This is a genomic window from Paracoccus sp. (in: a-proteobacteria), from assembly GCF_030604785.1.
Lineage (GTDB): Bacteria > Pseudomonadota > Alphaproteobacteria > Rhodobacterales > Rhodobacteraceae > Paracoccus.
Map to the genome: position 1 here is coordinate 1 of NZ_JAUVVF010000002.1, position 25,860 is coordinate 25,860.

Here is a 25,860-nt window from a genome sequence, read left to right on the forward strand (position 1 = left end):
GCCGGAGCGCGGGCGGGCGCGGCGGCGGCCGGGCGCAGATCGCAGGGGGCCGGGCGCGGCAGGGCCGGGCGGTCGGCCGCGCGGGCGGCCAGATGCGCCCCCGCCTCGGCCCGCGGTAACGCCGGCGCAGCCGGCGCGGGGCCGGGCGGCAGCGCGCCGGCCGCGGCTTGCCGCGGCCGGCTGCCCCCGTCCGGTCCGGGCGATGCGGTTTTCGCCTCGGCGTCGAAATCCTGCCAGATCAATGCGCCGCCGCGCCACTCCAGCACGACGCGGCAGGGGCGCGGCAGCCCGAAGGCAGCCGCCTCGGTCGCCGTCACGCCCACCGCCGGGACGCCAAGCGACAGGGCCAGTCCGCGCGCCGCCGCCACCGCCACCCGGATTCCGGTGAAATTCCCCGGCCCGACGCCGACGCCGATCACGTCCAGATCGCCCCAGCCCAGCCCGGCCTCGGCCAGAACCTCCTCGAGCATGGGCATCAGCCGTTCGGCCTGGCCCTTGGCCATCGCCTCGTGCCGCGCCGCCAGAACGACGTCGCCGCGCAGCAAAGCGGCCGCGCAATGCGCGGCCGATGTGTCGAAGCCCAAGGTGACGCGGTCAGGCAACCGGGCGCACCTCCAGCACTTCGGGAATGTAGTGACGCAACAGGTTCTCGATCCCCATCTTCAGCGTCAGCGTCGAGGACGGGCAGCCCGCGCAGGCGCCCTGCATGTGCAGATAGACGATCCCCCGGTCAAAGCCGTGGAACGTGATGTCGCCGCCATCCTGCGCCACCGCCGGGCGGACGCGCGTATCCAGCAATTCCTTGATCTGGACCACGATCTCGGAATCGGGGCCGTCATGGCTGGCATGGCCGCCCGCCTCGGCCCCGCCCTCGTCCAGCGCCGGGGCGCCCGACTGGAAATGCTCCATGATGGCGCCCAGGACCGAGGGCTTCAGATGATCCCACTGGACCCCGTCGACCTTGGTCACGGTGACGAAATCGCGGCCCAGAAACACCCCGGACACGCCGTCGACCGCAAAGATGCGGCGGGCCAGCGGCGATGCCGAGGCCGCATCGGCCGAGGGGAAATCGGCGGTGCCGCTGCCCAGCACGGTTTCGCCGGGCAGGAATTTCAGGGTGGCGGGGTTCGGCGTGGTCTCGGTCTGGATGAACATGGCGGCGCTCCTTTGACGCCGATATGGCGATCCGGCGCCCTCGGGTCAAGCCGCGCGCGGGGCCGCGGCGCGCTGCGACGGGGCCGTCAGGTGATGGCTTCCAGCCGTTCCTTGGACAATCCCGAAGGCACGACGGTGATCGGGCAGGGCAGCGCCGCAGGGTCGCGCATCAGCCGGTTCAGCACCGGGTTCTGGGCGCTGCCCTCGGTGCTGAGGCCCAGGACGACGATGCCGATCTCGCCATCCTCGTCGATCAGCGACAGAAGCTGTTCGGCCACGTCGCCTTCGCGGATGACGAGCTGCGGCTCGACCTTGGGGCGCGAGCGCATCCATTTGGCAAAGACCTCGAAATGCGCCTCGATCCGCTCGCGGGCCTCGGCGCGCATCACCTCGGCCACGCCGAAGCCGTGCTGGATCTCTTCGGGGGGGATGACCGACAGGATGACGACCCCGCCGCCGCTATTGGCCGCGCGCATGGCCGCGAAACGCATCGCGTTCAGGCATTCGCGGCTGTCGTCCAGCAGCACCAGAAATTTCCGCATGGCGACTTGTCCCGTCTTTTGTGATGCTCGATTGCCCGCAAGAGTGGCGGATGTGCCATGCACGTGCAAGTGATTGCGCAACCTGGCGTCCGGCGGTTTCCATTCCCTTGCGGATATGCTAGCGCCGACAAGAGCATGGCAGACAGCGGGCGGTTTCGTGACGATCCACCATGACTGGGACAAGACCGATTCCGCGCAGCTGGCGGCCCTGACCTCTCCCCGGATGGCGTGGTTCATCGGCGAGGCCACGGCGCCGGGCGTCGATCCCATGCCGCGATCCAAGCGCGCCTTCGACATCGCCTTTGCCCTGATCCTGCTGGTTCCGCTGTCCCTGGTGATGCTGGTCGTGGCCGGTCTGCTGCTGGTCGCGCAGGGGCGTCCGATCCTTTACCGGGCGCACCGGATGCGCGGGCCGAACCAGCCCTTCACGCAGCTGAAGTTCCGCACCATGATCGCCTCGGACGAGGATGGCGGGGCCACCGGCGCGCACAAGCATTGGCGGATCACCCGGATCGGCCGCGTCCTGCGCCGGTCGCGCATCGACGAATTGCCGCAGCTTTTCAACATCCTGCGCGGCGACATGAGCTTTGTCGGCCCCCGCCCCCCCTTGCGCGAATATGTCGAGCGTTTCCCCGCCGTCTATGGTCAGGTGCTGCATTCGCGTCCCGGCGTGACGGGTCTGGCCACGCTGATCTATCACCGCCACGAGGACCGGATCCTGGCGGGCTGCAAGTCCGCGGCCGCGACCGAGGCAGCCTATTACCGGCGCTGCCTGCCCGCCAAGCTGAAGATCGACCTGATCTATCAGCGCCATCGCAGCATGGGGCTGGATCTGTGGATTCTGTGGACCACGCTCAAGATCGTCGTCTCGCGCCGCGACGAGCGCCCGCGCCGCCGAGGCCGCCGCTAGGCGACCCGCACGACGCGCGAATCCCCCCGCCAAGGGCCGGCGAAATCACGGAGTGGCGAAGTCACGGGCCGGCGAAGGGATCAGCCGGATAGCTGACACCCGTCAGATAGAGGCCCTGCGGCGGGCAGACCGGCCCGCAGGCCGCACGGTCGCGCGCCGCCAGCGCCTCGGCCACGCGCTCGGGCGGCCATGACCCCGCGCCGACCCGTTCCAGCGTGCCGACGATGGATCGCACCTGATTGTGCAGGAAGGACCGCGCGCGCAGCGAAAAGCGGTATTCGCGCCCCTGCGGGACGGGGATCTCGTCAATCGTGATCTCGTCCAGCGTCTTCAGCGGGCTTTTCGCCTGACAGATCGAGGACCGGAAGGTCGTGAAATCATGCGCGCCCACCAGATGCGCCGCGCCCTGCCGCATCGCGCCCAGATCCAGCGGGTTCTGCACCTGCCAGACCAGCCCCCGGTCATGGGTCGCGGGCGCCCGACGCGCCAGCAGGCGGAACAGGTAGCGCCGCTCGGTCGCGGAAAAGCGGGCGTGGAAATCGTCATCGACCCGCGCTGCCGTCAGGATCGCCACGGGCTGGGGCTTGAGATGCCAGTTCAGCGCCTCGGCCAGACGGAACGGGTCCCAGTCGCGGACCAGATCGGCATGGGCGACCTGCCCCGTGGCATGGACGCCCGCATCGGTGCGTCCCGCCGCCGCGATCCGCGCCCCGGCCGCGAAACCGGGATCGAGCCGCGCCAGCGCGGCCTCGATGGCGCCCTGGACCGAGGGGCGGTCGGCCTGCGCCTGCCACCCGGCGAAGGGCGTGCCGTCATATTCCACCTTGAACGCGTAGCGGGGCATCAGGCGCGCGGCGTCCTTTCGCGGCGCGACAGAAGCTGGTCCAGCGTCTGCGCCTCCTGGCTTTGCAGGGCGGGGCGGTCCTCGGGGGCCAGCGCCGTTGCGGCGCCGGTCAGCCCCTCGCGGGCCAGGCGTTCGCGCAGGACCGACATCTCGATGTCCAGCGCCTCGCGGTCGCCATCCATCAGCTTGTCGGCGCGGGCCAGGAAGTCGCGCTGCAATTCGTCCAGAAACGCCTCGTAGCTGGCGCGGACGGCCGGGTCCTGCCGCACCGCCTGAAGATCGGCGAAGCGGACCGAGGCATCGCGCGCCCCCATCAGATAGACGCCCAGATAGCGCCGGGCCGAGGACAGCCCGCCGGGGTTTTCCCGCAGCCGGTCGAACAGGTGATGGACGGCGGCCTCGAACATGCCGATCCGGGCGGTCAGGCGGCGATCGCCCAGCCGCTCGATAGCGGCGCGCATCTCCGACAGGTATCCCTCGGCCTCGGCGATCATGCGGGCGGCGCGGTCCTGCTGGAAGCTGTCCGCCCCCTCGGCCCGCTTGTCGCGCATCGGGTCTGGACCGAAGGCCAGCAGATGCACCGCGACCCCGGCCGCGCCGACAAGCGCCGCGTCCAGCGTCAGGCCGGGGGTCAGCACGGCCAGACCCAGACCGGACCCCGCCATCAGCCCGCCGATCAGCTTGCGCGGCAGGGCTGGCGCGCGGGCGACGCGGCGGGCCTCATAGGCGGCCTGCGCCACCAGCCCTTCGCGCGTCATCCACATGCCGGTGGCGACCAGACCAAAGGCCGCGAGGTCGGTGACCATGCCGGTGGCGTTCTGGAAGAACGCGCCCAGCACCATCGGAAAGGCCGCGATCGTCACCCATTTCGGGCGCCCCTCATGCGGGTGGCGCGGCGTGGGGGGCAGCGCGCCGGGCGCGCCGCGCGGCGAGGCATTGGGCGAGAAGCGGCCAGAGAAGCGTTGCGCCATGATCCGCCCTCAGCCCGCGAAGCCGGCGTAAAGCGTCAGCAGCACCAGCAGATAGAAACTGAGCCTCTGGCGGGCGGTGCGGGACATTCTCTGCTCCTTCATGGCGGGCCCGGGGGCGTCCGCCCTATATCGGGCATCGCGGCCCGGATTTCAAACGCCGCCCGGTCCGGCGGGCGGAAAGAGCCGCGCCAGCGCCTGATCCAGCGGGGCGGAATCGTGCAGATGCAGCCGCACGGGCAGCGCCATGACCTTGGGGCGGAAGGCGCGCGGCAGGCGGGCGGCATCCTTGTCGGTGGTGACAAGCTGGGCGCGGGTCAGGCGGGCCTCGGTCTCCAGCCGGGTCAAGAGGGCCGGGGTGAAGGGCTGGTGATCCTCCAGCGCCTCGGCCCGGACCAGATCGGCGCCAAGCGCGCGCAGGGTGGCGAAGAACTTCTCGGGGTGGCCGATCCCGGCAAAGGCCAGCACCCGGTGGCCGCGCCAGTCGAACCCCATCTGAAGGGGGCGCAGCTCGGCCCGGATATGGGGGGGCGCGGCCTCGGGCGTGGCAAAGCCCGCCTGCGCGGCATCCGGCCCGATCGAGACCAGCAGATCGGCGCGCGCCAGCCCCGTGGCGACGGGTTCGCGCAAGGGGCCGGCCGGCAGGCAGAGGCCGTTGCCGAAGCCCTTGGCCGCATCGACCACGACCAGCGACAGGTCATGCGCCAGCGCCGGATCCTGAAAGCCGTCATCCAGAAGGATCGCCTGCGCCCCGGCCTGCACTGCCGCCCGCGCCCCCGCCAGCCGGTCGCGCGAGACCCAGACCGGGCCGAAGGCGGCCATCAGCAGCGGCTCGTCCCCGGTCAGGGCGGCGTCGTGGCGGCGTTCATCGACCTGCATCGGCCCGGTCGCCGTGCCGCCATACCCGCGCGAGACGACATGCGCCGCCACCCCGCGCGCCGCCAGCGCCATGTGCAGATGGATCACCGTCGGCGTCTTGCCGGTGCCGCCCGCATTCAGGTTGCCCACGCAGATCACCGGCACGCCGACGCGCGCCCGCGCGCCCCCCGCCAGCCGCCGCGCCGTCGCACGGGCATAGAGCGCGCCAAGCGGCGCCAGCAGGCGCGCGCGCAGGACGGGCGGGCGGATGAACCAGAAGGCGGGGGCGCGTCTCATGCGGATGGCTTCACGGAAGGGTGCTTTCCTGCGACAGGGCCTCGAACAGGCGGTCGGCGATGCGGATGGCGACATCGGCGCCGCCGGTGCTGACCGCCCAGGCATTATGCGCCAGAGTGGCGGCCAGTTCCGCCGAGGTCAGATCGACCATGGCCTGCGCCAGCCCCTCGGCGCCCGAGACGGCGCGGGCGGCGCCGGCGCGGTCCAGCTGCTGCCATTCGGTCGGGTGCCGGTCGATCCGCGGCCCGTGGACGACGGCCGAGCCCAGGGCCGCCGCCTCGAACGGGTGGCGCGTGGCGGCCAGGTCGCCCGACAGGGTGCCGCCCATGAAGCTGACCGGCGCCAGCCGATACCACAGGCCCATCTCGGTCATGCCCTCGGTCACGAGGACCTGGATCTCGGGTTCGGGTTCCTCGTCCAGCGCGCGGCGGGCGACGGCCATGCCCATCGCCTCGGCCCGTTCGGCGAAGGCGAGGGCACGGCCCGGATCGCCGGGGGCGATGATCAGCAGCGCGCGGTGGGAATGGTGCAGAACGGCCTCGTGCGCGGCCAGCACGGCCTGTTCCTCGGACGGGGGCAGGCCGGCGGCGAACCAGGCGTGGCGGCCATCCATCAGATCGGCCAGGGCCTCGCGCTCGGCCTCGCTGCAATGCAGGGGCTCGCGGATGTCGGTGACAGGGCCGGTCATGTCCAGCCGCTCGCGCGAGACGCCGATCCTGAGAGCGGCGGCCTCGCTGGCGGGGTCGGTGACAAGCACGCGCGCCATGCCGCGCAGCATCTGGCGGCGCAGCGCCTGCCGCAGGTTCCAGCCCGAGGCGCTGCGCTGCGGGTCCAGCCGTGCCTCGGCCAGGATCACGGGGATCTCGCGTTCGGCGGCGGCGGCGATCAGCGCGACGGGCAGGCCCGCGCCAAGCAGCAGCAACGCCTGCGGGCGGGCCGTGTCCAGCAATTGCCGCATCAGGGCCGGGTCGTCGCCCGGATCGGCCAGCCCCGCCGCCGGGGTCGGCAGGCGGATGATCCTGAGATCGGGGCGCAGCGTCACCATGCGGCGCAGAACCTGCCGTTCGGCATGCTCGGCCTCGGGGGCGACATGGACGACGATGGCAGGCCCCGCACCCGGAGGGACCGGAGGCAGCCCGGACCCGCCCGCCCCCCGGCCGCGCAGATGCAGCCAGAGGCCAAGCTGTCCGAGGCCGCTTTCCAGCCCCGAGGCGGACATCAGCCGCCCAGTTCCTCGGTCGGGCTGACCTCGCGCTTCTCGTCGCGCAGGCGGTGCAGATGCGCGATGAAATAGCGGGTATGGGCGCTGTCGACGGTGCGCTGCGCCTCGGCCTTCCAGGCGGCAAAGGCGGTTTCGTAATTGGGGAAGATGCCGACGATGTGGATGTTGTCGGTATCGCGGAACTGGGTGCTTTGCGGGTCGGTCAATTCCCCGCCGAAGACAAGGTGCAGACGCTGGCTCATGGGACCTCATTGGATTGGCGCGAACGGGCGCAACCTAACGCGGCGGCGCAGCAAGATGAAGCGGTTTCCCGCCCGCGCTGTTCGGCCGGACAGGCGCCGGGGCCTTGCCCCCCCTGCCCCGAGCGGCGAAAAGAGCCGCAGAACGGAGCCATTCATGACCAGCCCGCATATCGCCATCCTTCTGGCCAGCTATCAGGGCGGCGCCCATATCGGGCAGCAGCTGCATTCGATCGCCGCGCAGAGCTGGCGCGACTGGTCGCTGATCGTCTCGGATGACGGATCGCGCGACGACACGCTGGCCGTGGTGGCGGATTTCGCCGCCGGCCAGCCGCCGGGCCGGGTCCGCGTGATCGAGGGGCCGCGGCAGGGACCGACGGCGAATTTCCTGACCGCGCTGGCCCATGCCCACGATGGCGCGGCCATCGCCTTTTGCGACCAGGACGATCTGTGGTTCCCCGACAAGCTGGCCCGCGCGGCCGAGGTAATGGCGGGCGATGCCGGGCCGGTCCATTACGCCGCGCGCACGATCATCGCGGATGAGACGCTTCGGCCGATCTGCGGCTCGCGCCGCTTTCCGCGCCCGCTTGGCCTGCGCAACGCGCTGGTTCAGGCGGTGATGGCGGGCAATGCCTCGGTCTTCAGCGCGGATGCCGCGCGGCTTTTGCGCGAGGCGGCGCCGCATGCGCTGGCGGCGGGCGTCATCTCGCATGATTGGTGGGCCTATCAGGTCATGGCGGCCCATGGCGCAAGGCTGATCCACGATCCCCGGCCCGCGCTGCTCTATCGCCAGCATCCGCGCAGCACGGTCGGGCGCAACGACACCCTGCCCGCGCTGCAGAGCCGTCTGGCGCAGCTGATGCGGGGTGAATTCGGGCATTGGATGAAGGCCAACCTGCGCGCCCTCGCCCCGCTGGAGGCCGGGATGAGCCCCGAGACGCGCGAGACGCTGGCCCGGTGCCGCCGGATGCAGACCCTGCCCGGCCCGCGCGCGGCGCGCGCATTGCTGGCGGCGGGCCTTTACCGCCAGACCCGCGCGGGAACGGCGGCTCTGGTCCTGTCGGCGGCGGCGGGACGCCTCAGAACCGGCGCTGAAGGCTGACGGCGAGACGGGTGATCGTCATCTCTCCGGCGATGCTGTCAGGGTCCAGCTGGATCAGGCTGCCATCGAGCGTGTCGCTGATCCGCGCATCGCCGCGTCGTTCGAAGAAGCGCTGCCAGCCGGCCTCGAAGGACAGGACAGTGTCCTCTTCTATCGCCCTATGCGCGCCGAGGCCCAGACCCAGATAGGGCTGCGCGTCGATGGAATGGTCAAAGCGCAGGTCGCGCAGCCAGTGGATGTCGACCTCGCGCGGCTGGACGCTGACACCGGCGCGCAGCAGGCCCGACATCTGCCAGCCCGCCATGTCGCGGTGCGCCTCGATCCCGGCAAAGACCGCCTTGTGGCGCTGCAGGTAGTCGATGGCGCGGACATCCTCGGGCAGGTCGAACTCGGCGTCGCGGAAGCCATCGAAGGAATAGGTGAACGACCCGCCCCAGGACCGCCACGAGGCCTGGCTGTATTTCAGCCCGCCATGCAGGCTGATCGTCGCCCCCGCCACCTGCCCCACATCGCGCCCGATCGTCAGGTCGATATCGACATGGTTGCGCAGCCGCGTTTCGGGGTGCAGGGACCGGTGCGACCAGTCGTCCAGCGCGCTGCCCGTCGCGAAGGGTTCAAGCCAGTCGTAATCGGCCATGAACCCGCCCCCGCCCAGGGCCACCACCGCGCGCCCGCCCAGCCGCCATCCCTGCGGCAGGTCGTGGCCAAGCCCGATCTGCACCACCGGGACGCGGCTGTCCCAGGTCAGGCGGCTGATCCGGTCCGGCCCGTCATAGACCAGCTCGTCGGCCAGGATGCGGCTGTAGCCCAGACCGACATCCAGCGTGGTGGCCCGAGCGGCAGGCGCCGGGAACCACAGGGACAGCGAGAGGGACAGGGCAAGGGACAGGGCGGCTGGAACGGTAAAGCGCCGGATCATGGCAGGACCTCGTTGAAATACCTTCCCTGTCTAGCGCCGCGCCGACCGTCGCGCCACAATCTTGCGGGGCGGGCGTGTCGCTGCGTTACACCTTGTCGCGCGGGGGCGCGATTGGCATCGTCCGGCGAAAGCTAGGGAGGAACCAGATGCTGCCCGATATCCTGAAACGGCTTCGCATTCCCGTCGTCGCCTCGCCCATGTTCATCGTCTCGGGGCCGGAACTGGTCATCGCCCAGTGCAAGGCGGGCGTCGTCGGCAGCTTTCCGGCCCTGAACGCCCGCGAAAAGGAGGGCGAGCCGCCCCTGCTGGAGGCCTGGCTGACCCGCATCACCGAGGAACTGGACCGCCACAATCAGGCGAATCCCGACCGGCCTGCCGCGCCCTTTGCGGTGAACCAGATCGTCCATCGCAGCAATGCCCGGCTGGAGCGCGACATCGAGATCTGCCACCGCCACAAGGTGCCGATCTGGATCACCTCGCTCGGCGCGCGGGTCGAGGTGAACCAGGCCGCCCATGATTGCGGCGGCATCGCCCTGCATGACGTGATCAACAACGTCTTTGCCAAGAAAGCCATCGAGAAGGGCGCCGACGGGCTGATCGCGGTCGCCGCCGGCGCGGGCGGTCATGCCGGGCCGCAATCGCCCTTTGCCCTGATCCAGGAGATCCGCGAATGGTTCGACGGGCCGCTGCTGCTGTCAGGCTCCATCGCCACCGGCCGCGCGGTGCTGGCGGCCCAGATCATGGGCGCGGATCTGGCCTATATCGGCAGCCCCTTCATCGCCACGGCCGAGGCGAATGCCCAGCCCGAATACAAGCAGATGATCGTGGATTCGGGAGCGATGGACATCGTCACCTCGTCGCTGTTCACCGGGGTTTCGGGGAATTACCTCGCGCCCTCGATCCGCAATGCGGGGCTGGACCCCGACAATCTGGGCGCGGCCGATGCCAGCGCGATGAATTTCGGCGCGGGCGCGGGCAAGCCCAAGGCCTGGTCCACGATCTGGGGCGCGGGTCAGGGCATCGGCGCGGTCAAGGCGGTCGAGCCCGCCGCGGCGCTGGTCGACCGGCTGGAGGCCGAATACCGCGCCGCCCGGGCCGGAGTTGCGGCGCTTTAGCGCCTTGCGATTGATGAATGCGGCGTCATCCTTTCGCGGGCGCGGCGCGGTTCCCATATAGGGGACCGCAAGCCAGATCACCCGTGGAGGATCCGTTGAGCTATCGCAGGACGCAGGAGGCGATCGACCGGCTGACGCCGGAACAGTATCGCGTCACCCAAGAGAACGGCACCGAACGCGCCTTTACCGGCGAATACGATCATCATTTCGAACCCGGCCTTTATGTGGACATCGTCTCGGGCGAGCCGCTCTTCGCCAGCAGCGCGAAATACAATTCGGGCTGCGGCTGGCCGGCCTTCACCAAGCCCGTCACGGACAACGTGACCGAGCATCGCGACACGAGCCATGGCATGGTGCGCATCGAGGTGCGGTCGAAGCATGGCGACAGCCATCTGGGCCATGTCTTCCCCGACGGTCCGCGCGAGGCGGGCGGGCTGCGCTATTGCATCAATTCGGCCTCGCTGCGGTTCGTGCCGAAGGACCGGATGGAGGCCGAGGGTTACGGCGCCTACCTGTCGCAGGTCGAGGAGGCCCATCATGGCTGAGCGCGCGGTACTGGCCGGGGGCTGTTTCTGGGGGATGCAGGATCTGATCCGGCGGCTGCCCGGCGTCATCTCGACCCGGGTGGGCTATACCGGGGGCGATGTGGCGAACGCGACCTATCGCAATCACGGCACCCATGCCGAGGGGATCGAGATCATGTTCGACCCGGACCTGCTGACCTATCGCCGGTTGCTGGAATTCTTCTTCCAGATCCACGACCCGACGACGCCGAACCGGCAGGGCAACGATATCGGGCCCAGCTACCGCTCGGCGATCTATTTCGTGAACGAGGCGCAGCGGCAGGTGGCGGCGGATGTGATCGCGGATGTGGATGCTTCGGGGCTGTGGCCCGGAAAGGTCGTCACCGAGGTCGAGCCGGTCGGCGATTTCTGGGAGGCCGAGCCCGAGCATCAGGATTACCTGGAGCGGTTTCCGAACGGTTATACCTGCCATTTCCCGCGCCCGGACTGGGTTCTGCCCCGCCGCGAGGCCGCAGAGTAGCGACCGGCCTTGTGCGTCCCGCGACCGCCGGGGCTCTGCCCCGGACCCCGGGATATTTGGACCAAGGCAAAGATGGGATGTGCGCATGAAAAAGGCCGGGCTTGCGCCCGGCCTTCTGCATCAGGGGATGCGCGGTCAGTCCTGACCGTCGGTATCCGCGATGCCTTCGACATCGGCCGCGTCCTCGCCGTCGGCGGCGCCGGGATCGCCGAGATCGGTGCCGATGTCGGCATCAGGCTCGCCGCCCTCGGTTTCGCCGGGCAGGCCGGGCTGGGTCGCGTCCGGCGCGGTCAGGTTGCCGCCGGTGTCGGGCGTCGCTTCGGGTTCGCCGCCATCCGTCTCGCCGGGCAGGCCGGGCTGGGTGCCGCCAACGCCGGGCTGGACGGCCGGTTCGCCGTTGCCGACCGTGTCGACGGGCTGGCCCGGTTCGGCGGGCAGGGTGCCGGGCTCGTCAACCACGACGAAATCGGCTTCGTCGGGGCCGACCGGGACGCCGTCCACCGTGATCAGGCGGCCGGTCGCGGTGCTGTAGACCAGTTCGACCATCTCGCCCTCGCGGTCGGCGGTCACGGTGAGGGTCGTGCCGTCACGGGTGATCAGGACATTGGCGAAGCCCTGCGATTCGAGCGCGTTGCGGATCGCCTCGTCATTGGCGTCCTGGGCCAGCGTCTCGTAGCCGGTGCCGGCGGTCGTGGCGACGGGGGCCTGGCCTTCCAGCGCGGTTTCGGGGACGGCGACGCTGTTGCCGGCGGGCGTCTCGACATTCACCTGGGCATAGGCGGCGCCGCCCAGCAGCGTGGCGATCACGGCGGCCTTGCCGGCGACGAGGGCGGATTTCATCTTGGCATTCAGCATTGGATGTCTCCTGTTGCGTTGGCATTGGCCCCTACAACACGCAGGAACGCGCCGGGTTCATTCGCGCCGGCCGCCGCATAGGTGGCCTCAGCTGCACGGTCACGGCTTGTTGCCCGGACGTGAGGGGCCGACGGGCCGTCCGGGGGTGCCTTGGTGGGAACCCGCCGATCGGAGGGGCCTGTCAGGGCGCGATCAGGCAAGCTTTCGCCGTTTCGGCGCGAAAGCGGCACGAGGTCGGGTAATCGCCATTCGTCAGGCTTAGCTTGGCTCTGCGCTTATCGGCGCATGGATGACGGAAAAGGAGAAATTCGCATGATCCGCCATATCGCACTGGTTCTGGGTGTCAGCCTGACGGCGCCTGCTGCCCTGGCGCAGGAAGCCGCGGCCCCCGAGGGCGCGGCGGTCGATGCCGCAGCCACCTATGAGGCCGCGCGCAACCAGCTGGGCATCCTGAAATACTGCCAGGCGCAGGGCTTTACCGGCGACGAGGCCGTGGCCGTGCAGACCCGGCTGGTCGGCATGATCCCCGCCGGGGACGCCGCCGCGGGCGACGCCGCCGAAGCGCGCGGGACCGAGGGCGTCATTGCCATCGGCGACACGCAGATCACGCTGGCCGAGGCGGTCGCGGGACAGGGCGGCACGGTCGAAGGCACCTGCCAGGAGATCGAGACCGCCGTGAACGAGGTCGGCGCCTCGCTGCCTGCGGGCTGACGAGGCGCGCCTCTCGGGGCATCACAGGGGACGGGCCGGTTCGCAGGAACCGGCCCGTCTGTCGTTTCAGGATCGTGTCGTTCAGGCTTCGGGATTGTCGCGGACAAGGGGGGCGGTCGCGGCGCGGGCGGCGTCGTGATCCTCGGCCGTGGCGCCGGCCTCGATCAGATCGCGGGCCTCTTCCTCGGTCTCGTCCTCCAGGGCGGGGGGCGCCTCGCCGGCGAGGAAATTGCCGAACTTCTCCCATCCGGGGATATGTTCGGCCAGCACCCGCATGACCACGAGGACCGGCACCGCGATCACCATGCCGATAACCGACCAGAGCCAGGCCCAGAGCGCCACCGCCAGGAACACGACCACCGTGTTCATCTGCAGCCGGCGCGAGACGAAATAGGGCGTGATGATCTGCCCCTCGAGGGTGGTCAGGCCCAGATAGGTCAGCCCGACCATCAAAGGCCAGAAGAGGTCGGGCATCACGATCAAGGCGACCAGCGTCGAGATGATCACCCCCGCGATCGAGCCGAGATAGGGGATGAAGTTCAGCACGAAGGCGCCGATGCCGAACAGAAGCGGCGCGGGCATCCCCCAAGCCCACATGGCCAGACCCACCGCCATACCCAGCCCGGCATTGATCAGCGTGATCGCTCCGAGGTAATTGCCAAGCGATCCCTCGATCTCGCGCAGGGCCAGATAGGCGGCGCGCTTGTCGCGCAGGCGGTCGAAGCTCTGCACGATCTTGAGATAGAGCAGGTCGCCCGATGCCATCATGAAGAACAGCAGGACCAGCGTGAACATGATCTGGCCCAGCAGCAGCGGCGCCGATTTCACCACCATGCCAAGCGTGGTCTCACCGCCCTGCTCGATGCGGATCGTGGCGGGCAGTTCGGTTTCGGTGCCGACATTCTCGATGCGTTGGGCGGCGTCGCGCAGGTCGCTGACGCTGTCGCGGAGGCTTTCGAACTTCTGTTCAAGCTGGGCGCTGATCAGCGGCATGTTGTTCATCGCGCGCGAGATCGGGCCGCTGGCCGCATAGGCGATGACGCTGACCACAAGCAGGATCGACAGCGTGACGCCAAGCGCCGTGACCCCGTCGGGGATGCCACGTCTCTGCGCCAGGCGCCGCAGGGGCGTGAAGACGAAGAACAGCAGGACCGCCATCGTGACGGGCATCAGGAATTCGCGCGCCGCCGCGACGGCCGCGAAGGCCAGCACCAGAAAGATGCCGATGATCGCCCAGTTCGCCCGGCGAGCCGAGCCCTGCGCCATGCGCGGAAAATGGTGTCCCCCCGGACCGGCCATGCTGTCCCCCCGACACGGGCGGCTGGATTGCACCCGAGATACGCGCCCCGAACGCAACAGGCGGGCCGGTTGTTCCGGCCCGCCTGCGGATGCGGTGGTCGGCGCTTGCGCCCGGGATCAGATCGGGCGATCGCCCCGGGCGTCGATCACGCGGGTGGGCAGGCCCATCTCGCCCAGAAGTTCAAGGAAGGGCCGCGCGGGCAGTTCCTCGACATTGGCCATCTTCTTCACGTCCCAGGGCCCGCGCGCGATCAGGATGGCGGCGGCGACCGGCGGCACGCCCGCCGTGTAGCTGATCCCCTGGCTGCCGACCTCGAGGAAGGCCTCCTTGTGGTCGGCGACGTTGTAGATGAACACCTCGGCGGGCTGGCCGTCGCGTGTGCCTTTCACCAGATCGCCGATGCAGGTCTTGCCCTCGTAATCGGGGGCAAGGCTGGCCGGGTCGGGCAGGACCGCCTTGACGACCTTGAGCGGCACGACCTCCAGCCCCTCGGCGGTGGTGACGGGCTGCTCGGACAGCAGGCCGAGGTTCTGAAGAACCGTGAACACGTTGATGTAATGCTCGCCAAAGCCCATCCAGAAGCGGACATCCGCATCGGGATAGCGCGCGGCAAGGCTGTGAACCTCGTCATGGCCCGACAGATAGGCGGTGCGCTTGCCGACGACGGGCAGGTCCCATTCGCGGCCGACCTCGAACATCTTGTTGGTCTTCCATTCGCCGCCCTGCCACGAATAGACGGTGCCGGTGAACTCGCGGAAGTTGATCTCGGGGTCGAAATTCGTGGCGAACCAGCGGCCATGGCTGCCGGCGTTGATGTCCACGATGTCGATGCTGTCGATCTTGTCGAAATACTCGTCCTCGGCCAGACGGGCATAGGCGTTCACCACGCCCGGATCGAAACCCGCGCCGAGGACGGCGGTGATGCCGGCCGCCGCCACATCCTCGCGCCGCTTCCATTCGTAATTGGCATACCAGGGCGGCGTCTCGCAGATCTTCGAGGGATCCTCGTGGATCGCGGTGTCGATATACGCCGCGCCCGCGCGGATGCAGCCTTCCAGCACGGTCATGTTGATGAAGGCCGTGCCCACATTGATGACGATCTTCGCGTCAACCTGACGGATCAGCGCCTCGACCGCGCCTGCATCCATCGCGTCCAGCGCGTGGCTGGCAAAGGGCATCTGATGGCCCTTGTCGCGCAGGCTGTCGATGATCGCATCGGCCTTGGCCTGCGTGCGGTTGGCGATATGCAGGTCGCCGAACTCGGCCGACCATTGCGCAACCTTGTGGGCCGTGACCTGCGCCACGCCGCCCGCACCGATGATGAGCACGTTCTTCTTCGCCAATTCTGTCTCCTTCAGGTGGCAGAGGATGGGAGGCCGTCAGGAAAGGCTGGCCTTGTAATCGTCATAGTCGAAGCTGCGGACGGTGCGGATCGTTCCGTCCTCATGCCGGTGGGCGATGGCGGGCATGGCCACGCCGTTGAACCAGTTCTTCTTGACCATCGTGTAGCCCGCCGCGTCGCGGATGCTGACGCGATCGCCCACCTCGAGGGGCCGGGCCATGCGCGCGGTGCCGAAGATATCGCCCGCAAGGCAGGTCTTGCCGGCGATCTGGTATTCGTGCGGCCCCTCGTCGGGCAGCTTGGCATCCTGGCGATAGATCAGCAGGTCCAGCATATGCGCCTCGGTCGAGCTGTCCACGATGGCGACCTGCTTGCCGTTGTCGATGATGTCCAGCACGCTGACCTCGAGCGTGGTCGTCTCGGTGATGCTGGCCTCGCCCGGTTCCAGATAGGCCTGCACGCCGAACCGGTCCTGGAAGGCACGCAGCCGCGCGGCCAGACGGTCCAGCGGGTAGCCCTCGCCGGTGAAGTGGATGCCGCCCCCAAGCGAGACCCAGTCCAGCCGGTGCAGAAGGGCGCCGAACTCATCCTCGATCCGGGTCAGCTGGCGGTCGAACAGGTCGAAATCCGCGTTCTCGCAATTGTAGTGGATCATCACGCCGCTGATGCGGTCCAGCGCCTGTTCCAGCCGCGCCATGTCCCATTCCCCAAGCCGCGAGAAGGGCCGCGCCGGGTCCGCCAGATCGAAGCCCGAGGTGGAAAAGCGCGGGTTCAGCCGCAGCCCGGCCGCGATCCCCGCCGCCTCTGCGCGGTCCGAAAAGCGGTCAAGCTGGCCCAGGCTGTTGAAGATGATCTTGTCGGCATAGCCGATCGCCTCGTCGATCTCGTGATCGGCCCAGGCGACGGAATAGGCGTGGGTCTCCTTGCCGAAGGTCTCGCGCCCCAGCCGCAATTCGTAGAGCGACGACGAGGTCGTGCCGTCCATGAAATCGCGCATGTGGTCAAAGACCGACCAGGTGGCGAAGCATTTCAGCGCCAGCAGCGCCTTGGCGCCCGACGCCTCGCGCAGATGGGCGATCTTGTCCATATTCGCGCGCAGCCGGGCAAGGTCGATCAGGTAATGGGGCGTCTGCGGCAGGGTCATGGGCGAACCTTCTTGTCGGGCGGCCGGGCGGTCATCACGAAGCGGCGGAAACCGCGATATAAAGACCGGCCCCGCTTTTCGCAAGAAACCATGACAGACCGGTGACGCGGCGCGGCCCCGTCCCTGCGTCGAGAAAGCGGCCTTCAACCCTGCGGTTGCGCCATCTTTCGCAGCTCGCGCTTGACCAGTTCCAGTTCGGCGCGCAGGGCCGCGATCTCGGCCAGCAGATCGTCCTCGAGCGGGCGCCCCGCCAAGAGCGCCAGCCGCGCCAGCGTCAGGGCCGGCTCGCTGCCCGTCTCGGCCAGCAGCATCAGCGTCTGCACCCCGTCCGAGACGACCGTGCCCGGCAGATCGACCTCGACCTGCCAGCCCTCGCCGTCGGGGGTCAGCGTGGCCTCGGCCAGGGTCTCGCCGTGATGGGACAGGATCACCCGCTCGGGCGCCGCGCCGCCCGACAGCCGGCCGCGCCATGTTCCGCCCCTGACACCGTGGCTTTCGAATTGCAGCATCATCTGTTCCTCACATCTGGGCGCGGGGATGGCGCGACAGGACGATGTCGCGCAGCGTCACGGCGTTCATTGCGGGCGCTTCCAGGATCAGGTCGATCCAGGCCTTGTCGACCTTGCGCGCCGAAAGCTCGGCATAGCCCAGATCGAATTCGATCACGCGGCGCCCGCCCTTGCCCTGAACGTCGTCGCCCATCTTGCGCAGCATCGTCTCGGTGTTCGGGCCCTGCTGGATGTTCAGCCGCGCATAAAGCGTGATCGGCCGCTCGGCCTCGATCAGCGCGTCCAGCCGGATGATATGATAGCCCGCCAGATCGCTGACCGCCTCGGGGGGCAGGCCGAGCGAATAGGACAGGTAGCTGCCCCGGAAGCCCAGCACCTCCAGCACCAGCGCGTAATCGGTCAGGTCGGTGGTCCGGCGGTTGCGACGCTGGCGCAGGATCAGGGCGCGGTCGGGGCAATCGTGATACAGCGACACTTCCGGCGAAAGCCAGGCGCCGCTTTGCGGGGCCACCAGCGAGCGGTGGTCGATCCGCGCCTGCAGCACCTGCGGCCGCCAGCGCCAGTCGGTTCCCGCCGGCAGGACCATGCGCGCCAGCGATCCGCGCGCGGCGGTGATCGCGGCCTCGGACCGGTGCAGAAGCCGCCCCAGAACGGCATGCAGGCCAAGCGCCTCGTCGCGGGTGCTGTCCCGCAGGGGCCGGTCGTCATGCTGCAGCGATGCGAGGATCGCGTTCCAGTGCAGCGCGGCGCGGCGTCTGATCCGCCGCGACAGCCAGTTGTGTTCCAGACGTCTCATGAACCGAAAAACCCTCGAATCGCAGACAGACACACGCCCGGACGCCACCACCGGCAGCGCGGGCCGATTCGCCCCGCCTCTGGCCATGCCGCCTCGTCACCTCCATGGGGATAGTGCGCGGGGCGCCACTCGGCAAGGCTCAGGCCGCCGCTCAGGCGACCAGCGCGTTCAAAGCCGCCGCCGAGGCCAGATCCCTGCCCGTCAGACCGCCAGCGTCATGCGTGGTGAAGCTGACTTCGCAATAGCCCCAGCCAAAGGCGATGTCGGGATGGTGGTTGTGCCGGTTGCCCAGCCAGGCGGCCAGATTGGCCATCTCGACGGCAGGGGCAAAGCCCTTGAAGGCGAAACGGCGGCTGATCCGGCGCCCGTCGGAAGACCGGACCCAGCCCTCCAGCGCGGCCAGCTTCCGGTCGATCTCGTCATCCGCAAGGGGGCGGTTCTCTGCATCCTCGCCTGTCGGCATCGCATCCTCCTGTTCGGCTGGCCCCATCTGGCCCTCTGGCCCTCTGCGGCGCAAGCCCTGCCCGCGTCGGGTCACAGCAGCGGCGATGCGATGGCCAGCAGGTTGTTGCGCAGCCGCCGCGCCGCGCTCCAGCCGCGGACCTCTTCCAGCGTCAGCGCCCGCGATCGCGCCGCATAGCTTGCCTGCCGCTGGTCCAGCGCCGCGATGAAGTCGGGGTCGAAGACGCCCATATTCACCTCGTAGTTCAGCTCGAAGCTGCGGCGGTCCAGATTGGCGCTGCCGATCATCGCCATCCGCCCGTCCACGGTCATGATCTTGGAATGCAGCAGGCCGCGTTCGAACAGCATCAGCTGCACCCCCGCCGCCAGCAGCCCATCATAGAAGCCCTGACTGGTCGCGCCGACGATCAGACTGTCATTGCGCGCGGGCAGGATCATCGTGACCTGCACACCCCGCCGCGCCGCGGCCCGGATCGCGGCATCCAGCGCCGCGTCGGGCACGTAATAGGGCGTGGTGATCACGACCCGCTCGCGCGCCTGGTGCAGCATCCCGGACAGGCAATCCGATACGCTGCCCGCGCGCAGGTCCGGCCCCGTGGCCACCACCTGCGCCAGCTTGCCCGGCGCGGCGACGGGTTCCACCGGTTGCAGCATGTGGCCCAGATCGCGGCCCGTATAGCTCATCCAGTCGCCCAGAAAGACGGCCTGCAACTGCCGCACGACCGGCCCCTCGACCGAGACGAGGATATCGACCCAGGGCGCGTGGCGGGGCTTGATCGCAAAGGCCATGTCGGCGCAGTTGCGGCTGCCGGTGAAGGCCACGCTGTTGTCGATCACCAGGATCTTGCGGTGGTTGCGCAGGTCCAGCCGCTGGAACAGCATGCTGATGAAGGGCAGTCCGATCGGAAAGGCCGTGACGCATTCCGCACCGGCCTGGCTCATCCGCTCCCACAGATCCGACCGCACCAGCGCGCGCGAGCCGAGCGCATCCACGATCACACGGCACTCGACGCCGCGCGCCTCGGCGCGGATCACGGCCTCGGCGATCTTGGTGCCGCTGGCATCGGGCAGCCAGATGTAGAACAGCACATGGACGTGATCGCGCGCCGCGTCGATCGCCTCGACCAGCCGGTCGATGGCGGCATCCGACTCCTCCAGCAGCCGCAGCCGGTTGCCCGACAGGGCGGGCATCCCCCCCACGGCGGCATTGGCGGCCATGACCGGGCGCACGGCATCGGGCGGCTCGACGGCGATCCAGGGGCTTTGCCCGCGCAGGCCGGTCAGGCGGTCGCGGGCATCGGCCATGCGCTGCACATCGGCCTGCCGCATCCTGACCTCGCCGAACAGCAGATAGGCGACGATGCCGATCAGCGGCACGGCCTCGATCACCATGATCCAGGCCAGCCGGATCGACGGCTCGACTCTGGGGCGCAGCAGCACGCGGGCCACGATGGCCAGCGACAGGGTGGTATGCATCACGAAGAACAGGCTGGCCCACATGCGCGCATCATCCGCGCGGACCCCGGCAATTGCAATTCCCCGCCTTCCGCCCTATCTGGGGCGCTGAAACAGCCAAGGTCGCCCGCGATGAACTGGATCACGAACTACGTCCGCCCGCGCATCAACTCGCTGTTCTCGCGGCGCGAAGTGCCCGAGAACCTGTGGACGAAATGCCCCGAATGCGGGACCATGCTGTTCCACCGCGAACTCAGCGACAACCTGAACGTCTGCACGAATTGCGACCACCACATGGCGATCACGCCGAGGGCGCGCTTTGCCGCGCTGTTCGACGGCGGCGCCTTCGTCGAGGTCAAGGTCCCCGAGCCGATCACCGATCCGCTGCATTTCCGCGACCAGAAGAAATATCCCGACCGGATGAAGGCCGCGCAGAAGACCACCGGCGAGAAAGAGGCCATGCTGGTCGCCGAGGGCGAGATCGGCCGCACCCCCCTGATCGCCGTGGGCCAGGATTTCAGCTTCATGGGCGGATCGATGGGCATGTATGTCGGCAACGCGATCATCGCGGCCGCCGAACGCGCCGTGCAGACCGGCAAGCCGCTGGTCCTCTTTTCGGCGGCGGGCGGCGCCCGGATGCAGGAGGGGATCCTGTCTCTGATGCAGATGCCGCGCACCACCGTCGCGGTCGAGATGCTGAAGGAAGCGGGCATTCCCTATATCGTCGTGCTGACCCACCCGACCACGGGCGGCGTGACGGCCAGCTACGCCATGCTGGGCGACATCCAGATCGCCGAGCCCAACGCGCTGATCTGCTTCGCGGGCCCCCGCGTGATCGAGCAGACCATCCGCGAGAAGCTGCCCGAGGGCTTCCAGCGCGCCGAATACCTGCTGGAGCACGGGATGCTTGACCGCGTGACCCACCGCAAGGCGCTGCGCGACGAGCTGATCTCGATCCTGCGGATGCTGACCGGCCAGCCCGCGCCCACCCGCGCCGACCTGCCCGCCCCGGAACCGGCCCCGGCCGAGGCCTGATCCTTCACCATCCGGGGTCCGGGGGCTGGCCCCCGGCGCTCTTCTCCTTACAGGGCCGCGTGCCATGAGCCGATCCGACCAGATCCTGTCGCGCCTGATGGCGCTGCACCCCAAGATCATCGACCTGTCGCTGGACCGGATGCACCGCATCCTGGCCGCGCTTGGCAACCCCGAGCGCCGGATCCCGCCCGCGATCCACATCGCGGGCACCAACGGCAAGGGCAGCACGCTGGCGATGATCCGCGCGGGGCTGGAAGCCGGGGGCGCGCGCGTCCATGCCTATACCTCGCCGCATCTGGCCTTCTTCCACGAACGCATCCGTCTTGCGGGCGAGCTGATCTCAGAGGATCTGCTGGCGGCCACGCTGGAGGAATGCGAGGCCGCCAATGACGGCCAGCCGATCACCTTCTTCGAGATCACGACCGCCGCCGCCTTCCTGGCCTTTTCGCGCGTCCCCGCCGATTACACCCTGCTCGAGGTCGGGCTGGGCGGGCGTCTTGACGCGACGAACGTGATCACAGACCCGCGCCTGACCGTGATCACGCCTGTCTCGCTGGATCACCAGCAATATCTGGGCGAGACCGTCGCCCTGATCGCGGGGGAAAAGGCGGGCATCATCAAGCCCCGCGTGCCCGTCATCGTCGCCCCGCAATCCGAAGAGGGGCTGCGCGTGATCGAGGCCCGCGCCATGGGCCTGACCGCGCCGATCATCGCGCATGGCCAGCACTGGATGATCCAGCCCGACCGCGACGGGATGGTGTTTCAGGACGATCACGGCCTGTGGGACCTGCCCCTGCCGAACCTGATCGGGCCGCACCAGATCCAGAATGCCGGCACCGCACTGGCCGCCCTGCGCGCGCTTGGTGCGACCGAGGCGCAGGCCCGCGCCGCCGTGACGCGCGCGGAATGGCCCGCCCGGATGCAGCGCCTGACGCGCGGCCCGCTGGTCGATCTGGCGGGCCAGGCCGAATTGTGGCTCGATGGCGGCCACAACCCTGCGGGCGGCGAGGCGCTGGCAGCGACCCTGGCCGCCATGCCGCCGCGCCCCACGCATCTGGTCTGCGGCATGCTGAACACAAAGGATGTCTCGGGCTATCTGCGCCCCTTGGCCGCCCATGCCGCCAGCCTGACCGCCATCGACATTCCCGGCGAGCCGAACACCCTGCCCGCCTCCGAGACCGCGCGCCACGCGACCGACAGCGGCATTGCCGCGACGACCGCGCCCGATGCCGCCACGGCGATCCGCGCGCTGGCCGCAGCCGAGCCGCAGGCGCGCATCCTGATCTGCGGCTCGCTCTATCTGGCCGGTCGCGTCCTGCGCGAGAATGGCTGAAACCGCGCAACCCTTCGGCCTGCCGTTTGTTGCGTCCCGAGGAGGTGCCCGATGACCGAAATCCGTGACAGCCGTCAGGCCGTGATGCGCGGCCTTGCCAATCGCTGCCCCAATTGCGGCGAGGGGCAGTTGCTGCGTGGCTTTCTGACCGTGAATGCCGAATGCCCGCATTGCCGCGCCCCGCTTGGCCGCTATCCGGCGGCGGACGGCCCGGCCTTCTTCGCCATGACGGCGGCGCTCTTGCTGCTGATCCCGGTGATCGGCTTCATCTGGGCCATCTGGCGGCTGGACCCGGTCACGCTGCTGATCGTGGTCAGCGTCATCATGACCGTGGCCACGCTGGCGATGCTGCGCCTGATCAAGGGCGCCTTCATCGGCTATCTGTGGGCCAAGGACGAACAGGATCGCGGCGCCTGAACGCACAGGGCCGGGCGATCCGCCCGGCCCCCCGTTACGGGATCACGCCCAGTCCCAGGGCGTGGTGAACTGCCCCAGCCGCGTGCGGATCTCGGCCTCGTCCACGCCGCCGTCGCGGGCCAGATGGGCGACCAGACCGCGCTTCTTGTCCTCGCGCACGATCTCGACACGCGCGCCGGTTCCGGCCAGCGCCTCGTCATAGACGCGGGTGATCGCCAGCTTTCGCAGATCGGGCTTGAAGATCTTGCCCACCGCCGTCTTGGGCAGTTCGGGCAGGATCTCGATATGTTTGGGGATGGCCGCGCGTTCGTGGATGTGGTCGCGCGCATGGGCGGCCAGTTCCTCGACCGTGACCGAAGCGCCGGCCACCAGTTCCACATAGGCGCAGGGCAATTCGCCTGCGAAGCTGTCGGGTTGACCGATGGCGCCCACGAAGGCGACGGCGGGATGCGAGAGCAGCCCCTCCTCGATCTCGGCGGGATCGATGTTGTGGCCGCCACGGATGATCAGGTCCTTCGCCCGGCCCGTGATCCACAGATAGCCGTCCGCATCGATCCGACCCAGATCGCCCGTGCGCAGATAGATGTCCTCGGCGAACAGCTTATGGTTCTTGTCGGCCTCGGTATAGGTCGAGCCGGGGAAGACCCCCGGATTGGCGATGCAGATCTCGCCCACCTCGTCGGTCGCGCATTCATGCACCCGGCCCGCATCGTCATGGTTCAGGATGCGGACATGCGTATAGGGCAGCGGCACCCCGACCGAGCCGACCTTCTTCAGCCCGTCAACCGGGTTGCAGCTGACCAGACAGGTCGCCTCGGTCAGGCCGTAGCCTTCGGCGATCTCGACGCCGGTGGCGGCCTTGAAGCGGTTGTAAAGCTCGATCGGCAGCGGGGCCGAGCCTGAAATCGCGGTCTTCAGCGTGCTGACATCGGCATCGACCGGACGCTGCATCAGCGCGGCGATGGCGGTCGGCACGGTGATCAGGAAGGTCGCCTGCCAGCGTTCGATCAGCTTCCAGAAATTGTCGAAGACCCCGTCGCCCCGATATCCGGCGGGCGTCGGCATCACCACATGCGCCCCGGACGCGATGCAGGACATCAGCACCGGATAGGCCGCGAAGACGTGGAACATCGGCAAGGGGCACATCAGCACGTCGGTCTCGTCGAACAGAAGCGTGCCGCCCAGCCAGCCGTTATAGATCATGCCGCTGTATTTGTGCTGCGCGACCTTGGGCGTGCCGGTCGTGCCGCCGGTGTGGAAATAGGCCGCGACGCGGTCCTGCCGGGGATCGTCGAATTCCAGCCGGTTGTGGTTGCGCGCGCTGGCGGCGGCCTCGAAATCCAGCACCTTGGCCTTGTGCGTCACCTTCACCTTGGGCCGGATCAGCGGCACGATCAGCCGCTTGAGGCCGCGCAGGTGGCGGTTCAGGTCGATCTCGACCACATGGGTCACGCCGGGCGCCTGCGCGACGGCCTCGGCGGCCTTCTGGGCAACGTCGGTCTTGGGAAAGGCCTTCAGCGTGACCAGCACCTTGGCGCGTGTCTCGCGCAGGATGCCCGCGATCTGGGTCGCGTCCAAAAGCGGATTGATCGGGTTCACGATCCCCGCCGTTGCGCCCGCCAGCAGGACGACGGGCGTCTCGATGCTGTTGGGCAGCAGATAGGCGACGGTATCCGTCGGCCCGACGCCCAGGCTGCGGAACAGGTTCGCCGTCTCGGTCACGCGGGCCAGCAGCTCGGACCAGGTCAGCGTGGTGGCCGGATCGTTAGCCCCCGACAGAAGCTGGAACGAGATGGCCGGGCGGTCGGGAAACCGCGCCGCCGTGGCCGAGAGGAATTCATGGATCGTCACCGGCAGGTCGCGCGCCTCGTAGGCGCATTCCTGTTCGATCCGGTCGCGATCCGCATAGGTGCTGAACTTTGCCATTCTATCCTCCCCTGGCCGCCCCCTCGCGGCTTAGCCTTGGCGTCTCGTTGCCCGACAATGCGCGCAAGCGGGAAAACGGGGCAACCCCTCGCGGCCCCCGATTGCGACGGAACGCCGCGTCAAAGCCGGGCGACGTGGCGGCGCGCGACTTGCATCACGAAACGGGAACAATCAGGTCAACCGCCTGTTCATGACTCTCCCATAGGTTTAGTGACGGACGCAAGAGACGAGCTTTTCATGACGACCGGGATCACACAGGCCCCGCTGCTGCCCCTTTTCCTTCTGCTGGCCGCCTGTGGCGGCGGGCCCGCCACGGGACCGCAGGCGCAGGACCCCTATGCGGTGCAGGTCGGCCAGCCCGGACAGGCGGATTGCGTCGCCACCAGCACCATGCAGAACCAGCGCCTTGCGGCCAGCACGAATGCGGCGCGCCGGCAGGCCGGACTGCCGCCGGTGCAATCGAACAGCCTCTTGGCCGAGGTCGCGGCGCGCCATGCCTGCGACATGGCGGAACGCGGGCGGATGACGCATATCGGCAGCACCACGTCGGGGCCGGGCGACCGGCTGCGGGCCCAAGGCTACCGCCCCGCCATCTCGGCCGAGAACATCGCCGCCGGCCCCTTCTCGCTGGATCGGGTGCTGAACGAATGGGCCGTCTCGTCCGGGCACCGGGCGAACATGCTGCTGCCCCAGATCCGCGATGTGGGGATCGGGCAGGCCGTCGCGGCCGACGGCCGGACACGGTATTGGGCGGCGGTCTATTCGGCGCCCAGCCAGAACCCGCGTTAGCCGGATTGACGCGGTCAGCCGCCGGGATAGGGTTGCCCCAGCCCGGCCACCGAAGGGAGCGCCCCATGCCGACACCCCGCCTCGTGACGCTGATGATCGCCGCCGGCCTCGGCCTGACGGTGGGACTGGCGCCTGAACCCGCCGCTGCCGCCGCACAATGCGCCGCCCTGCCGCAAGAGCGGCTGTCGGCCGCGCTGCAGACCATCAACCGCAACCGCAGCGCCCAGGGCGCCGGCCCCGTCGAGCTTCACCCCGCGCTGATCCAGGCGGCGACGCAGCAGGCTTGCCAGATGGCCCGGCAGGGGCGTCTGGGTCACGGTGCATCGCCCAGCCAGCGCCTGACGACGACAGGCTACCGGGCGAGCATCGCGGCCGAGAATGTCGGCGTCGGCCCCAGGGACGAGAACGGCATGATCGCGACCTGGATGCAATCGCCGCCCCACCGCGCCAATCTGGTCAACCGGCGCCTGCGCGATGCGGGACTGGCCCAGGCCACGGATGCGAACGGTCAGGTCTATTGGGCGCTGATCCTCGCAGCGCCGCGCTAGGCCGGCGCAGGCTTCGCGGTCGA

29 protein-coding genes are annotated in these 25,860 nt (G+C 69.1%); 11 read left to right on the forward strand and 18 right to left on the reverse strand.

Going from position 1 to position 25,860, the window contains the following annotated elements; translation table 11 throughout:
• From tsaB to QAR72_RS00820, 3 genes are all read right to left on the reverse strand, one after another.
• Positions 1-602 (reverse strand): tRNA (adenosine(37)-N6)-threonylcarbamoyltransferase complex dimerization subunit type 1 TsaB (gene tsaB / locus QAR72_RS00810; protein WP_304615454.1); only part of this gene is annotated, 602 nt, incomplete at its 3' end.
• Complete coding sequence (locus tag QAR72_RS00815; RefSeq protein WP_304615456.1) at positions 595-1,155, reverse strand: NifU family protein; 561 nt, start codon at positions 1,153-1,155, stop codon at positions 595-597. The genes tsaB and QAR72_RS00815, both read right to left, overlap by 8 nt.
• 86 nt (positions 1,156-1,241) lie before the next feature.
• Positions 1,242-1,697, reverse strand: coding sequence for a universal stress protein (locus QAR72_RS00820; protein WP_304615457.1), 456 nt, complete (start codon positions 1,695-1,697; stop codon positions 1,242-1,244).
• A gap of 157 nt (positions 1,698-1,854) precedes the next feature.
• On the opposite strand from QAR72_RS00820, the gene QAR72_RS00825 reads away from it, so the two are divergent.
• Positions 1,855-2,607: a sugar transferase gene (locus tag QAR72_RS00825; protein WP_442953533.1), complete on the forward strand. Its 753-nt coding sequence runs from the start codon at positions 1,855-1,857 to the stop codon at positions 2,605-2,607.
• 61 nt (positions 2,608-2,668) lie between these two features.
• Here the strand turns inward: QAR72_RS00825 and truA are convergent, their stop codons facing one another.
• The 5 genes from truA to QAR72_RS00850 form a co-directional block, all read right to left on the reverse strand.
• Entirely contained in the window at positions 2,669-3,451 is a 783-nt protein-coding gene (gene truA / locus QAR72_RS00830) for a tRNA pseudouridine(38-40) synthase TruA (protein ID WP_304615458.1), read from the reverse strand.
• Positions 3,451-4,422, reverse strand: a complete 972-nt coding sequence (locus tag QAR72_RS00835) for a 5-bromo-4-chloroindolyl phosphate hydrolysis family protein (RefSeq protein ID WP_304615459.1) — start codon at positions 4,420-4,422, stop codon at positions 3,451-3,453. The genes truA and QAR72_RS00835 overlap by 1 nt, the downstream gene beginning before the upstream one ends.
• A 150-nt stretch (positions 4,423-4,572) precedes the next feature.
• On the reverse strand, positions 4,573-5,574 hold the full coding sequence (gene lpxK / locus QAR72_RS00840) for a tetraacyldisaccharide 4'-kinase (RefSeq protein ID WP_304615461.1): 1,002 nt from the start codon (positions 5,572-5,574) through the stop codon (positions 4,573-4,575).
• A 10-nt stretch (positions 5,575-5,584) separates the two neighbouring features.
• Positions 5,585-6,793: a 3-deoxy-D-manno-octulosonic acid transferase gene (locus QAR72_RS00845; protein WP_304615462.1), complete on the reverse strand. Its 1,209-nt coding sequence runs from the start codon at positions 6,791-6,793 to the stop codon at positions 5,585-5,587.
• Positions 6,793-7,038, reverse strand: a complete 246-nt coding sequence (locus QAR72_RS00850; RefSeq protein WP_304615464.1) for a DUF4170 domain-containing protein — start codon at positions 7,036-7,038, stop codon at positions 6,793-6,795. The genes QAR72_RS00845 and QAR72_RS00850 overlap by 1 nt, the downstream gene beginning before the upstream one ends.
• A gap of 154 nt (positions 7,039-7,192) precedes the next feature.
• Here QAR72_RS00850 and QAR72_RS00855 point away from each other — a divergent pair, with 154 nt between their 5' ends.
• The gene (locus QAR72_RS00855; protein ID WP_304615465.1) at positions 7,193-8,137 is read left to right on the forward strand and encodes a glycosyltransferase; all 945 of its coding nucleotides are present in this window, start codon (positions 7,193-7,195) and stop codon (positions 8,135-8,137) included.
• Here QAR72_RS00855 and QAR72_RS00860 read toward each other — a convergent pair.
• The gene (locus QAR72_RS00860; RefSeq protein WP_304615466.1) at positions 8,115-9,056 is read right to left on the reverse strand and encodes an omptin family outer membrane protease; all 942 of its coding nucleotides are present in this window, start codon (positions 9,054-9,056) and stop codon (positions 8,115-8,117) included. The two genes, QAR72_RS00855 and QAR72_RS00860, sit on opposite strands and share 23 nt — an antisense overlap.
• Positions 9,057-9,202: 146 nt before the next feature.
• On the opposite strand from QAR72_RS00860, the gene QAR72_RS00865 reads away from it, so the two are divergent.
• The 3 genes from QAR72_RS00865 to msrA all read left to right on the forward strand — a co-directional run bounded on the left by QAR72_RS00865 (position 9,203) and on the right by msrA (position 11,215).
• Entirely contained in the window at positions 9,203-10,171 is a 969-nt protein-coding gene (locus tag QAR72_RS00865) for an NAD(P)H-dependent flavin oxidoreductase (RefSeq protein WP_304615467.1), read from the forward strand.
• Between the two features lie 95 nt (positions 10,172-10,266).
• Complete coding sequence (msrB, locus tag QAR72_RS00870; protein ID WP_304615468.1) at positions 10,267-10,716, forward strand: peptide-methionine (R)-S-oxide reductase MsrB; 450 nt, start codon at positions 10,267-10,269, stop codon at positions 10,714-10,716.
• Positions 10,709-11,215, forward strand: a complete 507-nt coding sequence (gene msrA, locus QAR72_RS00875) for a peptide-methionine (S)-S-oxide reductase MsrA (protein WP_304615469.1) — start codon at positions 10,709-10,711, stop codon at positions 11,213-11,215. The genes msrB and msrA overlap by 8 nt, the downstream gene beginning before the upstream one ends.
• 135 nt (positions 11,216-11,350) lie before the next feature.
• Here the strand turns inward: msrA and QAR72_RS00880 are convergent, their stop codons facing one another.
• Positions 11,351-12,070 carry a hypothetical protein gene (locus QAR72_RS00880; protein ID WP_304615470.1) on the reverse strand — a complete coding sequence of 240 codons (720 nt, stop codon included), beginning with the start codon at positions 12,068-12,070 and terminating at the stop codon, positions 11,351-11,353.
• 312 nt (positions 12,071-12,382) lie between these two features.
• On the opposite strand from QAR72_RS00880, the gene QAR72_RS00885 reads away from it, so the two are divergent.
• On the forward strand, positions 12,383-12,781 hold the full coding sequence (locus QAR72_RS00885; protein WP_304615471.1) for a pore-forming ESAT-6 family protein: 399 nt from the start codon (positions 12,383-12,385) through the stop codon (positions 12,779-12,781).
• 81 nt (positions 12,782-12,862) lie between these two features.
• Here the strand turns inward: QAR72_RS00885 and QAR72_RS00890 are convergent, their stop codons facing one another.
• The 7 genes from QAR72_RS00890 to cls form a co-directional block, all read right to left on the reverse strand.
• On the reverse strand, positions 12,863-14,047 hold the full coding sequence (locus QAR72_RS00890; RefSeq protein WP_304615472.1) for an AI-2E family transporter: 1,185 nt from the start codon (positions 14,045-14,047) through the stop codon (positions 12,863-12,865).
• Positions 14,048-14,197: 150 nt separating this feature from the next.
• Positions 14,198-15,424, reverse strand: a complete 1,227-nt coding sequence (locus QAR72_RS00895) for a saccharopine dehydrogenase family protein (protein ID WP_304615473.1) — start codon at positions 15,422-15,424, stop codon at positions 14,198-14,200.
• Between the two features lie 36 nt (positions 15,425-15,460).
• A complete protein-coding gene (locus QAR72_RS00900; RefSeq protein WP_304615593.1) occupies positions 15,461-16,561 on the reverse strand; it encodes a carboxynorspermidine decarboxylase in 1,101 nt (366 codons plus the stop codon).
• A 149-nt stretch (positions 16,562-16,710) separates the two neighbouring features.
• Positions 16,711-17,079, reverse strand: coding sequence for a hypothetical protein (locus QAR72_RS00905; protein ID WP_304615474.1), 369 nt, complete (start codon positions 17,077-17,079; stop codon positions 16,711-16,713).
• 7 nt (positions 17,080-17,086) lie between these two features.
• Entirely contained in the window at positions 17,087-17,872 is a 786-nt protein-coding gene (locus QAR72_RS00910; RefSeq protein WP_304615475.1) for a DUF6478 family protein, read from the reverse strand.
• Positions 17,873-18,023: 151 nt separating this feature from the next.
• Entirely contained in the window at positions 18,024-18,362 is a 339-nt protein-coding gene (locus tag QAR72_RS00915; RefSeq protein WP_304615476.1) for a 4a-hydroxytetrahydrobiopterin dehydratase, read from the reverse strand.
• A 44-nt stretch (positions 18,363-18,406) separates the two neighbouring features.
• A complete protein-coding gene (gene cls / locus QAR72_RS00920; RefSeq protein ID WP_304615477.1) occupies positions 18,407-19,834 on the reverse strand; it encodes a cardiolipin synthase in 1,428 nt (475 codons plus the stop codon).
• 87 nt (positions 19,835-19,921) lie between these two features.
• Here cls and accD point away from each other — a divergent pair, with 87 nt between their 5' ends.
• From accD to QAR72_RS00935, 3 genes are all read left to right on the forward strand, one after another.
• Positions 19,922-20,824: an acetyl-CoA carboxylase, carboxyltransferase subunit beta gene (gene accD / locus QAR72_RS00925; RefSeq protein ID WP_304615478.1), complete on the forward strand. Its 903-nt coding sequence runs from the start codon at positions 19,922-19,924 to the stop codon at positions 20,822-20,824.
• A 64-nt stretch (positions 20,825-20,888) separates the two neighbouring features.
• A complete protein-coding gene (locus QAR72_RS00930; RefSeq protein WP_304615479.1) occupies positions 20,889-22,157 on the forward strand; it encodes a bifunctional folylpolyglutamate synthase/dihydrofolate synthase in 1,269 nt (422 codons plus the stop codon).
• 51 nt (positions 22,158-22,208) lie between these two features.
• A complete protein-coding gene (locus tag QAR72_RS00935; protein ID WP_304615480.1) occupies positions 22,209-22,574 on the forward strand; it encodes a DUF983 domain-containing protein in 366 nt (121 codons plus the stop codon).
• 42 nt (positions 22,575-22,616) lie between these two features.
• Here QAR72_RS00935 and QAR72_RS00940 read toward each other — a convergent pair whose 3' ends face one another.
• A complete protein-coding gene (locus QAR72_RS00940) occupies positions 22,617-24,500 on the reverse strand; it encodes an acyl-CoA synthetase (protein ID WP_304615481.1) in 1,884 nt (627 codons plus the stop codon).
• A 237-nt stretch (positions 24,501-24,737) separates the two neighbouring features.
• Here QAR72_RS00940 and QAR72_RS00945 point away from each other — a divergent pair, with 237 nt between their 5' ends.
• Entirely contained in the window at positions 24,738-25,289 is a 552-nt protein-coding gene (locus QAR72_RS00945) for a CAP domain-containing protein (RefSeq protein WP_304615482.1), read from the forward strand.
• Between the two features lie 65 nt (positions 25,290-25,354).
• The gene (locus QAR72_RS00950; protein ID WP_304615483.1) at positions 25,355-25,837 is read left to right on the forward strand and encodes a CAP domain-containing protein; all 483 of its coding nucleotides are present in this window, start codon (positions 25,355-25,357) and stop codon (positions 25,835-25,837) included.
• The last annotated feature ends 23 nt before the right edge of the window (positions 25,838-25,860 follow it).

Bases quoted from the DNA above. Each gene is read 5' to 3' on its own strand.
- QAR72_RS00905 (WP_304615474.1), bottom strand. From the start codon at position 17,079: ATGATGCTGCAATTCGAAAGCCACGGTGTCAGGGGCGGAACATGGCGC.
- QAR72_RS00910 (WP_304615475.1), bottom strand. From the start codon at position 17,872: ATGAGACGTCTGGAACACAACTGGCTGTCGCGGCGGATCAGACGCCGC.
- QAR72_RS00880 (WP_304615470.1), bottom strand. From the start codon at position 12,070: ATGCTGAATGCCAAGATGAAATCCGCCCTCGTCGCCGGCAAGGCCGCC.
- QAR72_RS00835 (WP_304615459.1), bottom strand. From the start codon at position 4,422: ATGGCGCAACGCTTCTCTGGCCGCTTCTCGCCCAATGCCTCGCCGCGC.
- QAR72_RS00845 (WP_304615462.1), bottom strand. From the start codon at position 6,793: ATGTCCGCCTCGGGGCTGGAAAGCGGCCTCGGACAGCTTGGCCTCTGG.
- QAR72_RS00815 (WP_304615456.1), bottom strand. From the start codon at position 1,155: ATGTTCATCCAGACCGAGACCACGCCGAACCCCGCCACCCTGAAATTC.
- QAR72_RS00855 (WP_304615465.1), top strand. From the start codon at position 7,193: ATGACCAGCCCGCATATCGCCATCCTTCTGGCCAGCTATCAGGGCGGC.
- accD (WP_304615478.1), top strand. From the start codon at position 19,922: ATGAACTGGATCACGAACTACGTCCGCCCGCGCATCAACTCGCTGTTC.
- QAR72_RS00945 (WP_304615482.1), top strand. From the start codon at position 24,738: ATGACGACCGGGATCACACAGGCCCCGCTGCTGCCCCTTTTCCTTCTG.
- QAR72_RS00850 (WP_304615464.1), bottom strand. From the start codon at position 7,038: ATGAGCCAGCGTCTGCACCTTGTCTTCGGCGGGGAATTGACCGACCCG.
- QAR72_RS00820 (WP_304615457.1), bottom strand. From the start codon at position 1,697: ATGCGGAAATTTCTGGTGCTGCTGGACGACAGCCGCGAATGCCTGAAC.
- QAR72_RS00950 (WP_304615483.1), top strand. From the start codon at position 25,355: ATGCCGACACCCCGCCTCGTGACGCTGATGATCGCCGCCGGCCTCGGC.
- QAR72_RS00930 (WP_304615479.1), top strand. From the start codon at position 20,889: ATGAGCCGATCCGACCAGATCCTGTCGCGCCTGATGGCGCTGCACCCC.
- lpxK (WP_304615461.1), bottom strand. From the start codon at position 5,574: ATGAGACGCGCCCCCGCCTTCTGGTTCATCCGCCCGCCCGTCCTGCGC.
- QAR72_RS00940 (WP_304615481.1), bottom strand. From the start codon at position 24,500: ATGGCAAAGTTCAGCACCTATGCGGATCGCGACCGGATCGAACAGGAA.
- QAR72_RS00890 (WP_304615472.1), bottom strand. From the start codon at position 14,047: ATGGCGCAGGGCTCGGCTCGCCGGGCGAACTGGGCGATCATCGGCATC.
- QAR72_RS00935 (WP_304615480.1), top strand. From the start codon at position 22,209: ATGACCGAAATCCGTGACAGCCGTCAGGCCGTGATGCGCGGCCTTGCC.
- QAR72_RS00885 (WP_304615471.1), top strand. From the start codon at position 12,383: ATGATCCGCCATATCGCACTGGTTCTGGGTGTCAGCCTGACGGCGCCT.
- QAR72_RS00865 (WP_304615467.1), top strand. From the start codon at position 9,203: ATGCTGCCCGATATCCTGAAACGGCTTCGCATTCCCGTCGTCGCCTCG.
- QAR72_RS00915 (WP_304615476.1), bottom strand. From the start codon at position 18,362: ATGGGGCCAGCCGAACAGGAGGATGCGATGCCGACAGGCGAGGATGCA.
- msrA (WP_304615469.1), top strand. From the start codon at position 10,709: ATGGCTGAGCGCGCGGTACTGGCCGGGGGCTGTTTCTGGGGGATGCAG.
- cls (WP_304615477.1), bottom strand. From the start codon at position 19,834: ATGTGGGCCAGCCTGTTCTTCGTGATGCATACCACCCTGTCGCTGGCC.
- QAR72_RS00860 (WP_304615466.1), bottom strand. From the start codon at position 9,056: ATGATCCGGCGCTTTACCGTTCCAGCCGCCCTGTCCCTTGCCCTGTCC.
- truA (WP_304615458.1), bottom strand. From the start codon at position 3,451: ATGCCCCGCTACGCGTTCAAGGTGGAATATGACGGCACGCCCTTCGCC.